Here is a 12,596-nt window from a genome sequence, read left to right on the forward strand (position 1 = left end):
GCGGCGAAGATGTCGCCGCTGCGCCGACCGTTGATCAACCCAGCAACGCCGCATACCCGGCGCGATAATCCGGGTAGCGCGGCGTCCAGCCCAGTGCCCGCGCCCGGGCATTGCTGCAGCGCTTGCTGCCGGCCCGGCGCAACACCTGCTGCTCGGACCATTGGCTAACCCCCAGATACTCGCGCATCCAGGCCACCACCTCGGCCAGCGCTGCCGGCTCGTCATCGACCCCCAGATAGCAATCCTGTAGCACCACACCCTCGGCGTCGGCCTTGAGCAGATGCGCCAGCAAGCCTGCGGCATCGTCGGCGTGAATACGGTTGGCATACACTGGCGGATCAATCGCTACCCGATAGCCCTCGCGCACCTTGCCCGACAGATCGCTGCGGCCTGGACCGTAGATCCCGGCCAGGCGCACGACACTGGCTGGCCAGCCGCAATCGAGTGCCACGCGCTCGGCCTCCAGCAAGACCTGGCCGGAAAACCGCTCAGCCTCAGTGGCCGATGTTTCGTCGATCCACTCGCCTTGCTGTTGGCCGTACACCCCGGTGCTGGAAACAAAGACAACGCGGCGCGGCTGTTGGCCCGACTGGCGCACCCAGCTCAGTGTATGTTGCAGGCCTTCGACATACGCCTGTCGATAGCCGGCCTCATCGCGTTGCGAAGGCGTTGCGCAATACACCAGATAGTCAATGCTGCCGCTTGGCCAGCCCTTGGGCAGAGCCGCTGCAAACAAATCTGCCGCGATACCGGAAATACCCTCCGGCAGCGCGGCAATATTGCGGCGTAGCCCCTGTACATCCCAGCCAAGTGCTTGTAATTCAATAGCCAGACGCGAGCCCACATCACCACAGCCAGCGATCACCACCTTCGGGGTAGACATCAGATTTCTCCTCTCAAGCTCGGCAGTAAATCCATGAAATTTCACAAAATTTAATGCTGTAGCCAAATTTGTGGCAAAAAAAGATACATTATTACTTTAGTTAACAAGAACGATTTGCAATAATGGTCGCCCTTTGTTAACGCACCTGCGCAGTTTCTTCATGATTGCGCATTATGTTCTATATACATTCAGGTCCGGCCAGCATGACACGCACTCCATCACCCGCCTCGCTAACCACGCTTTTCGGCATGTCTCGCGCCTGGCGCGCGGCAGCCGCACTTGTGTTGAGCCTGACGCTCGCCCCGGCAGCCTTTGCCGATCAGGCCGCACCGACCGCCAATAGCGCAGCACCAGCGGCGGCCAGCGCCCCGGCGCCAGCGGGCAATGCCACTGCAGCGCCGAGCGCCACCCCGGCCGTAGCGCCTGTGGCGGCTGACGATTCGCTGGCACTTGAGGGCGAGAACAGCCTGGGCATGTCCGCGCATGACCTGTCGCCGTGGGGCATGTACCAGAACGCCGACATCGTGGTGAAGGCCGTCATGATCGGTCTGGCCCTGGCCTCGATCATCACCTGGACCATCTGGATCGCCAAGGGCCTTGAGCTGCTGGGCGCCAAACGTCGCCTGCGCAATGAAGTGCCGAGCCTGAAAAAGGCCCGTACCCTCAGCGAAGCCGCCGAGCTGAACCGTGCCGAAGGCACGCTGGCACATGTTCTGGTGCACGACGCCCTCGAAGAGATGCGTCTATCGGCCAATAGCCGTGAACGCGAAGGCATCAAAGAGCGTGTCAGCTTCCGTCTGGAGCGTATTGTGGCCAACAGTGGCCGGACCATGAGCACCGGCACCGGGGTACTGGCGACCATCGGTTCCACCGCGCCGTTCGTCGGTCTGTTCGGTACCGTATGGGGCATCATGAACAGCTTCATCGGTATCGCCAAGACCCAGACCACCAACCTGGCGGTCGTGGCCCCTGGTATTGCCGAAGCCCTGCTGGCCACGGCCATCGGTCTGGTCGCAGCGATTCCTGCGGTGGTGATCTACAACGTCTTCGCCCGCTCCATCGCCGGTTACAAAGCGCAGGTCTCCGACGCATCGGCTCAGGTGCTGCTGCTGGTCAGCCGTGACCTGGACCACCTGCCAGAGCCAAGCGAGCGCAGCCAACAGCAACCGCAAATGTCCAAGGTGGGCTGACACGTGGGTCTGCATCTGAATGAAGGCGGCGACGATCTCGCCGAGAACCATGAAATCAACGTGACGCCGTTCATCGACGTCATGCTGGTTCTGTTGATCATCTTCATGGTGGCCGCCCCGCTGGCCACCGTGGACATCAAGGTTGACCTGCCGGCCTCAACCGCACAGCCGCAACCGCGACCGGAAAAGCCGGTGTTCCTCAGCGTCAAGGCTGACAAGAACCTGTACCTGGGCAACGATCAGATTCCTCGCGAGCAGATCGGCCAGGTGCTGGACCAGCGCACCAAGGGCAAGAAGGACACCACCATCTTCTTCCAGGCTGACAAGGGCGTGGATTACGGCGACCTGATGGAAGTCATGAACACCCTGCGCGCTGCCGGTTATCTGAAGGTCGGCCTGGTAGGCCTTGAGACGGTTGGGAAAAAATGACCAGCATGCGCCAAACACTGACGCGCTATAGCGGTAGTCTGTTGTTGGTGCTGGTCGTGCATGCCGTTGCAGTGTATCTGGCACTGCGCTGGCCGGCCTCCCAGGCAATCGAACTGCCGCCGCCTGCGATGATGATCGAGCTTCCACCACTGCCCGAGCCACTGCCGCCACCGCCTCCAGCGGTCGTGCAGCCACCGACGCCACCTGCACCGGAAGAAGAGATTCCGATGCCTGAGGTCGCCGAGGCGCCGAAGCCGGAAATCGTCGTGCCCAAGAAAGTGGAAAAGCCCAAGCCCAAACCTCAGCCGAAAAAGCCGATCGAGAAGAAGCCTGAGCCGCCCAAGGAAGAACCGGCCGACGAGAAACCGGTGGATACACCGCCAACTCCGGTCAAGGTTGACAAGGCTGCCGCGCCGACGACGCCGCCTAGCCCGCCGTCGCCACCGAGCAACGCGCTGCCAAGCTGGCAGAGCGACCTGCTGCGGCACCTGGCCAAGTACAAGAAGTACCCTGAGGATGCCCGTCGTCGTGGCATGCAAGGGGTGGCCAGACTGCGCTTCGTGGTCGATGCGCAGGGCAACGTGTTGTCCTTCGAGATCGCCAGCAGTTCAGGCAGCCCGTCACTGGACCGCGCCACACTGGAGATGATCCGCCGTGCGCAACCGGTACCCAAGCCTCCGGCTGAAGTACTGAACAACGGTTCGATCGAGATTCTGGCACCCTTCGTTTATTCCCTGGATAAACGCTGACAGGCCAGACGCAAAGTTGGCGGGCCATGACGGCCGCCGCTTTGCGTACCGCTCCTGAATCGGTTTTTTGATACACAGATGCGCCTTTGATAACGTGCGTCTATTGATTGCAGCCGCTATGCTGGGCGCGCAACCACATGGACGCACGTTATGACCCTTACAGAATTGCGCTATATCGTCACGCTCGCTCAAGAGCAGCACTTCGGCCATGCTGCCGAACGTTGCCATGTCAGCCAGCCTACGCTGTCGGTCGGCGTGAAAAAGCTCGAAGACGAACTTGGTGTACTGATCTTCGAACGCAGCAAGAGTGCAGTACGCCTGACTCCGGTCGGTGAGGGCATTGTCGCCCAGGCCCAGAAAGTCCTCGAACAGGCCCAGGGCATCCGCGAACTGGCCCAGGCCGGCAAGAACCAGCTGACTGCTCCGCTCAAGGTCGGCGCCATTTACACCGTCGGTCCATACCTGTTCCCGCATCTGATTCCACAACTGCACCGGGTTGCCCCGCAGATGCCGTTGTACATCGAAGAAAACTTCACCCACGTGCTGCGCGACAAGCTGCGTAACGGCGAGCTGGACGCCGTAATCATCGCGTTGCCGTTCAACGAAGCAGACGTGCTGACCCTGCCGCTGTACGACGAGCCGTTTTACGTGCTGATGCCGGCCGAGCACCCCTGGACACGCAAGCAGACCATCGACTCCTCCGCGTTGAACGACAAGAGTCTGTTGCTGCTTGGCGAAGGCCATTGTTTCCGCGATCAGGTTCTGGAAGCGTGCCCGACACTGACCAAGAACAGCGAAGGCGCCCGGCACACCACCGTCGAGTCCAGCTCGCTGGAAACCATTCGGCACATGGTTGCCTCAGGGCTTGGCGTATCGATCCTGCCGCTGTCGGCGGTCCACAGCCATCACTATGCGCCAGGCGTGATCGAGGTCCGTCCGCTGACGCCACCAACCCCATTTCGCACTGTCGCCATCGCCTGGCGTGCCAGCTTCCCGCGGCCTAAAGCCATCGAAATTCTGGCTGACTCGGTGCGTCTGTGTTCCGTGGCCCGTCCCAAGGCAGAAGCGGGCCAGGCAGTCTAGCGATGAACGAGCTTTCTCAGGTCCCGGTCACGGCACTCAAGGGTGTCGGTGAGGCGATGGCTGAAAAACTCGCCAGGGTAGGGCTGGAGAACCTGCAGGATGTGCTGTTCCACCTGCCGCTGCGCTACCAGGACCGCACCCGGGTGGTGCCTATCGGCCAGTTGCGGCCCGGCCAGGATGCGGTCATCGAGGGCGTGGTCAGCGGTGCCGATGTGGTGATGGGCAAGCGCCGCAGCCTGCTGGTGCGCCTGGGCGACGGCAGTGGTACGGTCAGCCTGCGCTTCTACCACTTCAGCAATGCCCAGAAAGAAGGCCTCAAGCGCGGCACGCCGCTGCGCTGTTTCGGTGAGGCCCGCCCCGGCGCTTCGGGTCTGGAGATCTACCACCCCGAATACCGCGCCCTGAGCGGCGATGAAGCACCGCCGGTAGAGCAGACCCTGACACCGATCTACCCGACTACCGAAGGCCTGACCCAACAGCGCCTGCGTCAGCTCAGCCAGCAGAGCCTGGCCATGCTCGGCCCGCAAAGCCTGCCGGACTGGCTGCCCAAAGAACTGATCAGCGACTACCAACTGGCACCACTGGATGACGCCATCCGTTACCTGCATCATCCGCCGGCCGACGCCGATGTCGAAGAGCTGGCCCTGGGGCACCACTGGGCACAGCATCGGCTGGCCTTTGAAGAGCTGCTGACTCACCAGTTGTCGCAACAGCGTCTGCGCGAGAGCCTGCGTGCCCAGCAGGCACCGGCCATGCCGCCTGCCACACGCTTGCCTGGACTGTTTCTGGGCAATCTGGGCTTTGTCCCGACCGGCGCCCAGCAGCGGGTCGGTAAAGAGGTTGCCTACGACCTCAGCCTGTCCGAGCCGATGCTGCGCCTGATTCAGGGCGATGTTGGCGCGGGCAAGACCGTGGTGGCGGCGCTGGCCGCGCTGCAGGCTATCGAGGCGGGCTATCAGGTGGCGTTGATGGCGCCCACCGAGATCCTTGCCGAACAGCACTACTTCAATTTCCAGCGCTGGCTGGAGCCGCTGGGCATCGAGGTTGCCTGGCTGGCTGGCAAGCTCAAGGGCAAGGCCCGGGTCTCGGCGCTGGAGCAGATCGCTGGCGGCGCACCCATGGTGGTCGGCACCCATGCGTTGTTTCAGGACGAGGTGCAGTTCAAGAACCTTGCCTTGGTGATCATCGACGAACAGCACCGCTTCGGTGTCCAGCAGCGTCTGGCCCTGCGTAGCAAAGGTGTCGGCGGGCGGATGTGCCCGCACCAGTTGATCATGACCGCGACCCCGATCCCGCGCACCCTGGCGATGAGCGCTTATGCCGACCTGGATACTTCGATCCTCGACGAATTGCCGCCTGGCCGTACGCCGGTCAATACCGTTCTGGTCGCCGACAGTCGACGCGTAGAAGTCATTGAGCGGGTGCGCGCCGCCTGCGCCGAAGGTCGCCAGGCCTATTGGGTCTGCACCCTGATTGAAGAATCCGAAGAGCTGACCTGCAAGGCGGCCGAGACGTCCTTCGAAGAATTGAGCATGGCCCTGGGCGAACTGCGCGTCGGCCTGATCCACGGACGGATGAAGCCTGCCGAGAAGGCCGCGATCATGGCCGAGTTCAAACAGGGAACCGTTCAGCTGCTGGTTGCCACTACTGTCATTGAAGTCGGCGTAGACGTGCCTAACGCCAGCCTGATGATCATCGAGAACCCCGAGCGTCTGGGCCTGGCTCAACTGCATCAGTTGCGCGGTCGGGTAGGGCGCGGCAGTGCGGTCAGTCACTGCGTGTTGCTCTATCATCCACCGTTGTCACAAATCGGCCGTCAACGTCTGGGCATCATGCGTGAGACCAACGACGGCTTCGTGATCGCCGAAAAAGACCTGGAAATTCGTGGCCCCGGCGAGATGCTCGGCACCCGCCAGACCGGTCTGCTGCAATTCAAGGTCGCTGATCTGATGCGCGATGCCGACCTGCTCCCGGCGGTGCGCGATGCAGCCCAGGCGCTGCTGGAACGCTGGCCGCAACATGTCAGCCCATTGCTTGACCGCTGGTTGCGTCACGGCCAGCAATATGGTCAGGTGTGATGTAGACAACGCTTTTACATGCTCGCCGGGCTGAGGCTCGATAAGCTGGTTATACTGCACAAAATGTAGGAATTGGACTCAGACCATGACAGAAGTAGCCCACGTCGATGACTCTCTCCACACCCCGTCCGTAATCCGGCAGTTGTTGGAAAAATTGTCCATCCGCTACCAGGAAGTCGTGGACGATGTCACGTTACCTGTCGAGCGCAAGGTGCAAGCCGTACTCGTCGAAGACGCCGTCGGCGCGCTGCTGATTCTGTTCCCGCAGAACCAACTGCTCGATTTGAACCGCATCACCGAGTTGACCGGCCGCGAACTCAAGGCGGTCTCTTATGAGCGCCTGTCGCGCATGCTGGTCAAACACAACCTGCAAAGCCTGCCCGGCCTGCCGGCACTGACCAGCTCGCCGTGCCTGTACGACGAACGGTTGCTGCAGCAATCGTCGCTGCTGGTGGGGTCCGGTGAGCCGGGCCTGCTGCTGGAAATCGCCAGTGATGATTTCAAGGGCATGCTGAGCAAGGCCAGCGCGGCCAACTTCGGGCAACTGGTTGCTCTGGTTCAGCCCAACTTCGACCGTCCTGACGACGACCGCGAAGAAATCACCCAGGCCGTTCATGCGTTCACCGCACGACGCATTCAGCAGCGCCTGGAAGCGACCCTGGAAATCCCGCCGCTGGCTGGTACTGCGCAGAAAATCATCAAGCTGCGGGTCGACCCCGATGCCACCATCGATGACATCACCGGTGTCGTGGAAACCGACCCGGCCCTGGCCGCGCAGGTGGTCAGTTGGGCGGCTTCGCCTTACTACGCCTCGACCGGCAAGATCCGTTCGGTGGAAGACGCGATTGTTCGGGTGCTGGGCTTCGATCTGGTGATCAATCTGGCGCTGGGTCTGGCACTGGGCAAGACCCTGAGCCTGCCCAAGGATCACCCGCAGCAGACCACCCCGTACTGGCAGCAGTCGATCTACACCGCGGCGGTCATCGAAGGGCTGACCCGCGCCATCCCGCGCGCCAAGCGTCCTGAAGCGGGCCTGACTTACCTGGCCGGCCTGCTGCACAACTTTGGCTACCTGTTGCTGGCCCATGTGTTCCCGCCACATTTCTCGCTGATCTGCCGCCAGCTGGAGGTCAATCCGCACCTGCATCACAGCTACGTCGAACAGCATCTGCTGGGCATCAGCCGCGAGCAGATCGGTGCCTGGCTGATGCGCTCCTGGGACATGCCGGATGAACTGGCCACTGCATTGCGCTTCCAGCACGACCCGCAATACGCGGGCGAGCACTGCGAATATGCCAATCTGGTGTATCTGGCAGTGCAACTGCTGCGGCAACACGGGATCGGCTCCGGTCCGGTCGAGAGCATCCCTGACGAGCTGTTTGAGCGTCTGAACATCAGTCGCGAGAAAGCTGAAGAGTCGGTGCGCAAGGTGCTGGATGCTGAAGTGATGCTGCGCGAGCTGGCGGCGCAGTTCGCTCACTAAATTGCCCAAGTAATAAAAACGCCCCCGGCAGGTATCTGTCGGGGGCGTTTTGCATTCAGCCCTTAATTGGCTGTCTTCAGCGGCGCTCGCGTTGCCAGGCCCGGTCTGGCGACTACGGTGATGATCGCCAGCGCGGCAATCACCAGCCCCGGCGAGGTCGCCAGCAGCACGCCGCTGGTGCCGGCCCCGGCGGCGAGAATCTGCCCGGCGGCCAAAGGACCGGCCACTGACCCAAGGCGGCCGATGGCCACCGCAGCACCCACTCCGGTGGCGCGTACGGCAGTCGGGTAGGAGGGCGGGGCCATGGCGTACAGCACCAGTTGCGCGGCCATCACGAATACGCCTACCGAGAAGCCGGCGATGGCCATGGGCACGATCCCCACCGAGAGTCCAACGCCAATCAGCGACGCCAGCAACCCCAGGTACACGCCAATCACCACTTTCACGCCATTGAAGCGGTCGAGCAGCAGGCCACCGAACAGCGAGCCGAGCGCGCCACCGATGTTGAACAGCATCTGTACCAGGCTCGCTTCCGGCTTGCTGAAGCCCTGGCCCATCAGCAGCGACGGCAGCCAGTTGAGCAGCATGTACATCACGGTAAGGGTAAAGAAATAACTTATCCACAGCGCCAGAGTAATCCGCGCCCGGCCTTCGCCAAACAGCGCCTGCGGGGTCGAAACCCGCGAGTTCGGATCGACCTCCTGGCGGAACACCGTTGATTCAGGCAGCAGGACCATCATCAGCGGAACCACCAGCAGCGGCGCCAGGCCACCGATGATGAAGGTCATTTGCCAGTGATCACCGCCCAGCATGGCGACCACCGCCGCCAGCGCACCGCCCAGCGGTACGCCGGCATACATGATGCTGATCGCCGTACCGCGACGCTCTTCGCCAACCGCTTCAGCGCACAAGGCAATCAGGTTGGGCAGGGCGGCGCCCAGACCCAGGCCGGTCAGCAAGCGCACCAACAGCAATGCCGTAAGGCTCTGAACGTAGGCGGTGGCCAGCGAGAACACCCCGAACAGCAGCACGGCTGCGATGAGTATTTTCTTGCGACCGATCCGATCAGCGATCCAGCCGCCGAAGAATGCACCAGGCAGCAGGCCGATGATCCCGGCACTGAATACCCAGCCGAGCATTTTCGGGTCCAGCTCGAAGGTGTGTCGCAGTCCCGCCGCCGCGGTGCCGGCAGCCTGCAGGTCAAAGCCTTCGATCAGCGCAACGATGAAGCAAAGCACAATAGTGGGCGCCGGGCGGCGCAGTGAACTGTCCATGGATAACCTCGTTCTTGTTTTTGTTGTAAACGCAGACCTGGGGTCGGCTTGAAATAAGATTAACAAAGATAACTAAAAAGCAAAGGGTCGGCTGTGAATGCTTGTTACCCGACTAAGGCTTTTAAAACATGGACTTAACAGAAAGAGCGGTGCTGCGGCAAAAATAGATAACAAAATTAACGTTCGATTATCGGATGGTTTCCGTTGACGGGCGCCTCGCGCATTTCCATTCTTGCTCCGCAGGCCGCCCCTGAGGCGGCCGACAGCGTTCCAGTACAACAACAATAAATGGACCACGGACATGCCAGACACTCATCCGATGATCAATGGCGCCCGACTGGGTGCTTATCCTCTGCTTCTGCTGGGCCTGTGCAGCACCGGCCTGCATGCCGAAGGGCTGCTGGAAGACAGCCACGGTACGTTGACCCTGCGCAACTATTATCTGGACCGTGACTACAAGGATGACGGGGCGAAGACGGCGGCCCGAGAGTGGGCTCAGGGCTTCATCCTCAACCTGGAGTCGGGCTACACCCCTGGCAAACTGGGCCTTGGCCTGGACGCCCGCGCCCTGGTGGGGATCAAGCTCGACTCCTCGCCAGAGCGCAGCGGCACCGAGCTGCTACCGGTATCGGCCAGTGACAGGCGCGCGCCGGATGATTACTCGCGGCTGGCCCTGACCGGCAAGCTGCGCTGGGGCCAGACCACGGTGAAGACCGGCGATGTGTCGATCTTCCTGCCGTTCGCCTTTGCCAGCCCGTCGCGCCTGCTGCCGCAGACTTTTCGCGGCACCATCCTGACCTCCAAAGATATCGACGGGCTGACCTTCAACGCCGGCTACATCGACCGCATCAACCGGCGCGACTCCACCTCCTATCAGGCGATGGGCATTGCTTCGCCCAACGGCCGCTTCAGAGGCGCGGCGACCACTTCGCACATGAGTTATCTGGGCGGTGACTACCAGTTCAGCAAGGACCTGGGTATCCGCCTCTACCATGCCGAGGTCGATGACCTGTACCGGCAGAGCACCCTGGCGCTGTTGCACAACCAGCCGTTGGGCGACGGCGTGCTGACCACCGACCTGCGCAGTTTCTTCAGTGAAGAGGCCGGCAGCGCCAAGGCTGGCAAGGTCGACAACATCAACGCTTCGGCCTTGCTGGGTTACCGCTTTGGCGGGCACAAGGTCAGCGTGGGCTACATGCATTCGAGCGGCGACACGGCTACACCCTATGTGTCTGGCACCGAACTGATGGGGATGAGCGAGTTGACCATGGCTTCGGACTTTCTCAATGCCAAAGAACGTACCTGGCAAGCCATCTATGACTACGACTTCGCCGCCCTCGGCGTGCCGGGGCTCAAGAGCCGGCTGCGTTACGTGCGTGGTGACAACATCGAGCTGGCCTCACTGAACGCCGATGACCGCAAGGAACGGGAATTCCAGATGGAGCTGGGTTACGTGATCCAGAGCGGGCCGCTCAAGCAACTGGGCTTTGTGGTGCGCAAGGCGATCTACCGCAACGACTTCCCCGCCGGGGCGGCCTTTCGTGATGAAAATCAGACCCGCTTTCTGGCCACCTACACCTTGCCGCTGTGGTGAGGCGCCCGGTCAGTCCTGATAGACCTTGCGCAGCAGAAGCAGCAACTGCTCGCGCTCGGCGTCATCCAGTGCCGAGGTCGAGTCCAGGTCGCTCTGCGCGGCGATCTGCTTCAATTCCTTGAGCAGGGCTTCACCGCCCTTGCTCAGGAAAATGCCGTAAGAGCGTTTGTCCGGCTTGCAGCGCACCCGTACCGCCAGCGCACGGCTTTCAAGCTTGTTGAGCAGCGGCACCACTTGCGGCGGCTCGATGGCCAGGGCACGGGCCAGGTCGGCCTGCATCAGCCCGGGGTTCTGGTCGATGATCGCCAAGGCGGAAAACTGCGCCGGGCGCAGGTCATGCACCGCCAGGCGGCCGATCAGGTTCTGGAACAGCTTGAGCTGGGCGCGGCGCAGGGCGTAACCGATCAGGTCGTCCAGCGCGGCATCCAGCGCCGCCGGGGCGCCAGCATCGTCAGGCACCACATCACGGGGCAGCGGTGCTGTGGAGGGCTTGGCCATGGCAAAAGGTCCTGATCTTCAGTTAACAAGGCTATGCAGTTTGCCGTGATCGCTTGGCGAAGGCTACCGCTAACTAGCCGCATGAGGTGATCTGACATCCACTGACCGTTAAGTTTTCGATTAACTCGATTAATAGTTAATTGACATAACTAATTTGCCGGGCTAATTTCTGCTCATCGGCACTCCCGGAACACGCCGCCGTTCAGAACAAGCCCCCACCCAGAACAAGAGAGCAACCGACATGAGCAACTACGAAGGCCGCTGGAGCACCGTCAAGGTCGAGATCGAAGAAGGCATCGCCTGGGTCATTCTCAATCGCCCGGAAAAACGCAATGCCATGAGCCCGACCCTGAACCGGGAAATGATCGATGTGCTGGAAACTCTGGAGCAGGATGCCGACGCCGGTGTGCTGGTGCTGACCGGTGCCGGTGAGTCGTGGACCGCCGGCATGGACCTCAAGGAGTACTTCCGTGAAACCGACGCCGGCCCGGAAATTCTCCAGGAAAAGATCCGCCGTGAGGCCTCGCAATGGCAGTGGAAGTTGCTGCGCATGTACTCCAAGCCGACCATCGCCATGGTCAATGGCTGGTGCTTCGGCGGTGGTTTCAGCCCGCTGGTGGCCTGTGATCTGGCGATCTGTGCTGACGAAGCGACCTTCGGCCTGTCGGAAATCAACTGGGGCATCCCGCCGGGTAACCTGGTCAGCAAGGCCATGGCCGACACCGTAGGCCACCGCCAGTCGCTGTACTACATCATGACCGGCAAGACCTTCGGCGGTAAAAAAGCCGCTGAAATGGGCCTGGTCAATGAAAGCGTGCCGCTGGCGCAGCTGCGCGAAACCACTATCGAACTGGCCCGCAACCTGCTGGAAAAGAACCCGGTGGTGCTGCGCGCCGCCAAGCATGGTTTCAAGCGTTGCCGCGAGCTGACCTGGGAGCAGAACGAAGACTACCTGTACGCCAAGCTCGACCAGTCGCGCCTGCTGGACACCGAAGGCGGTCGCGAGCAGGGTATGAAGCAGTTCCTCGACGAAAAAAGCATCAAGCCGGGCCTGCAAGCCTACAAGCGCTGAGATTCTCGGCGCTACACCAAATCGACATGTGTTCCCGATAAAGACAATAAAGAGGAATCACCATGCTGGACGTGCCTTTGCTGATTGGCGGGCAGTCATTGCCCGCGCGTGACGGTCGCACCTTCGAACGCCGTAATCCGGTGACCGGCGAGGTGGTCTCCAGGGTTGCCGCCGCCACCCTGGGAGACGCCGACGCGGCGGGCGCCGCCGCCCCGGCGGCGTTGTCTGGGTGGGCTGCTTTTGCGCCCCGAGCGGGGCGCAGC

At 61.8% G+C, this 12,596-nt stretch carries 12 protein-coding genes; 9 read left to right on the top strand and 3 right to left on the bottom strand.

What is annotated here, in order from left to right; all coding sequences use genetic code 11:
* Positions 1-34 precede the first annotated feature (34 nt).
* The gene (locus NRB16_RS20450; protein ID WP_045485017.1) at positions 35-883 is read right to left on the bottom strand and encodes an SDR family oxidoreductase; all 849 of its coding nucleotides are present in this window, start codon (positions 881-883) and stop codon (positions 35-37) included.
* 203 nt (positions 884-1,086) lie between these two features.
* Here NRB16_RS20450 and exbB point away from each other — a divergent pair, with 203 nt between their 5' ends.
* The 6 genes from exbB to NRB16_RS20480 all read left to right on the top strand — a co-directional run bounded on the left by exbB (position 1,087) and on the right by NRB16_RS20480 (position 7,895).
* Complete coding sequence (gene exbB / locus NRB16_RS20455) at positions 1,087-2,073, top strand: tonB-system energizer ExbB (protein ID WP_045494018.1); 987 nt, start codon at positions 1,087-1,089, stop codon at positions 2,071-2,073.
* 3 nt (positions 2,074-2,076) lie between these two features.
* The gene (gene exbD, locus NRB16_RS20460) at positions 2,077-2,502 is read left to right on the top strand and encodes a TonB system transport protein ExbD (protein WP_045485015.1); all 426 of its coding nucleotides are present in this window, start codon (positions 2,077-2,079) and stop codon (positions 2,500-2,502) included.
* Positions 2,499-3,251 (top strand): energy transducer TonB, encoded by a 753-nt coding sequence (locus NRB16_RS20465; protein ID WP_045485013.1) that lies wholly within the window; start codon positions 2,499-2,501, stop codon positions 3,249-3,251. Before exbD ends, NRB16_RS20465 begins: the two co-directional genes overlap by 4 nt.
* A 150-nt stretch (positions 3,252-3,401) precedes the next feature.
* Positions 3,402-4,334 carry a hydrogen peroxide-inducible genes activator gene (locus NRB16_RS20470; protein WP_045485012.1) on the top strand — a complete coding sequence of 311 codons (933 nt, stop codon included), beginning with the start codon at positions 3,402-3,404 and terminating at the stop codon, positions 4,332-4,334.
* A gap of 2 nt (positions 4,335-4,336) precedes the next feature.
* Positions 4,337-6,412, top strand: coding sequence for an ATP-dependent DNA helicase RecG (gene recG / locus NRB16_RS20475; protein ID WP_253113990.1), 2,076 nt, complete (start codon positions 4,337-4,339; stop codon positions 6,410-6,412).
* A gap of 85 nt (positions 6,413-6,497) precedes the next feature.
* A complete protein-coding gene (locus NRB16_RS20480) occupies positions 6,498-7,895 on the top strand; it encodes an aminoacyl-tRNA deacylase and HDOD domain-containing protein (RefSeq protein ID WP_045485006.1) in 1,398 nt (465 codons plus the stop codon).
* Positions 7,896-7,957: 62 nt separating this feature from the next.
* Here the strand turns inward: NRB16_RS20480 and mhpT are convergent, their stop codons facing one another.
* Positions 7,958-9,169: a 3-(3-hydroxy-phenyl)propionate transporter MhpT gene (mhpT, locus tag NRB16_RS20485; RefSeq protein WP_045485004.1), complete on the bottom strand. Its 1,212-nt coding sequence runs from the start codon at positions 9,167-9,169 to the stop codon at positions 7,958-7,960.
* A 301-nt stretch (positions 9,170-9,470) separates the two neighbouring features.
* Between mhpT and NRB16_RS20490 the strand changes: the two genes are divergently transcribed.
* Complete coding sequence (locus NRB16_RS20490; RefSeq protein ID WP_253139868.1) at positions 9,471-10,763, top strand: OprD family porin; 1,293 nt, start codon at positions 9,471-9,473, stop codon at positions 10,761-10,763.
* 9 nt (positions 10,764-10,772) lie between these two features.
* On the opposite strand, the gene NRB16_RS20495 is transcribed toward NRB16_RS20490, so the two are convergent.
* The gene (locus NRB16_RS20495) at positions 10,773-11,261 is read right to left on the bottom strand and encodes a MarR family winged helix-turn-helix transcriptional regulator (protein ID WP_257106819.1); all 489 of its coding nucleotides are present in this window, start codon (positions 11,259-11,261) and stop codon (positions 10,773-10,775) included.
* A 241-nt stretch (positions 11,262-11,502) separates the two neighbouring features.
* On the opposite strand from NRB16_RS20495, the gene NRB16_RS20500 reads away from it, so the two are divergent.
* Both NRB16_RS20500 and NRB16_RS20505 read left to right on the top strand, forming a co-directional pair.
* The gene (locus tag NRB16_RS20500) at positions 11,503-12,333 is read left to right on the top strand and encodes a p-hydroxycinnamoyl CoA hydratase/lyase (RefSeq protein ID WP_045484997.1); all 831 of its coding nucleotides are present in this window, start codon (positions 11,503-11,505) and stop codon (positions 12,331-12,333) included.
* A 62-nt stretch (positions 12,334-12,395) separates the two neighbouring features.
* Positions 12,396-12,596: aldehyde dehydrogenase family protein (locus tag NRB16_RS20505; protein WP_257106820.1), on the top strand; the 201-nt coding region annotated here is incomplete at its 3' end.

Source organism: Pseudomonas sp. LJDD11, from assembly GCF_024584215.1.
In the GTDB taxonomy this organism is placed as follows: domain Bacteria; phylum Pseudomonadota; class Gammaproteobacteria; order Pseudomonadales; family Pseudomonadaceae; genus Aquipseudomonas.

What these genes read in the sequence shown, in the direction of transcription:
- NRB16_RS20450 (WP_045485017.1), bottom strand. Translation starts at nt 883, where the DNA reads ATGTCTACCCCGAAGGTGGTGATCGCTGGCTGTGGTGATGTGGGCTCG.
- exbB (WP_045494018.1), top strand. Translation starts at nt 1,087, where the DNA reads ATGACACGCACTCCATCACCCGCCTCGCTAACCACGCTTTTCGGCATG.
- NRB16_RS20465 (WP_045485013.1), top strand. Translation starts at nt 2,499, where the DNA reads ATGACCAGCATGCGCCAAACACTGACGCGCTATAGCGGTAGTCTGTTG.
- NRB16_RS20470 (WP_045485012.1), top strand. Translation starts at nt 3,402, where the DNA reads ATGACCCTTACAGAATTGCGCTATATCGTCACGCTCGCTCAAGAGCAG.
- recG (WP_253113990.1), top strand. Translation starts at nt 4,337, where the DNA reads ATGAACGAGCTTTCTCAGGTCCCGGTCACGGCACTCAAGGGTGTCGGT.
- NRB16_RS20480 (WP_045485006.1), top strand. Translation starts at nt 6,498, where the DNA reads ATGACAGAAGTAGCCCACGTCGATGACTCTCTCCACACCCCGTCCGTA.
- mhpT (WP_045485004.1), bottom strand. Translation starts at nt 9,169, where the DNA reads ATGGACAGTTCACTGCGCCGCCCGGCGCCCACTATTGTGCTTTGCTTC.
- NRB16_RS20490 (WP_253139868.1), top strand. Translation starts at nt 9,471, where the DNA reads ATGCCAGACACTCATCCGATGATCAATGGCGCCCGACTGGGTGCTTAT.
- NRB16_RS20495 (WP_257106819.1), bottom strand. Translation starts at nt 11,261, where the DNA reads ATGGCCAAGCCCTCCACAGCACCGCTGCCCCGTGATGTGGTGCCTGAC.
- NRB16_RS20500 (WP_045484997.1), top strand. Translation starts at nt 11,503, where the DNA reads ATGAGCAACTACGAAGGCCGCTGGAGCACCGTCAAGGTCGAGATCGAA.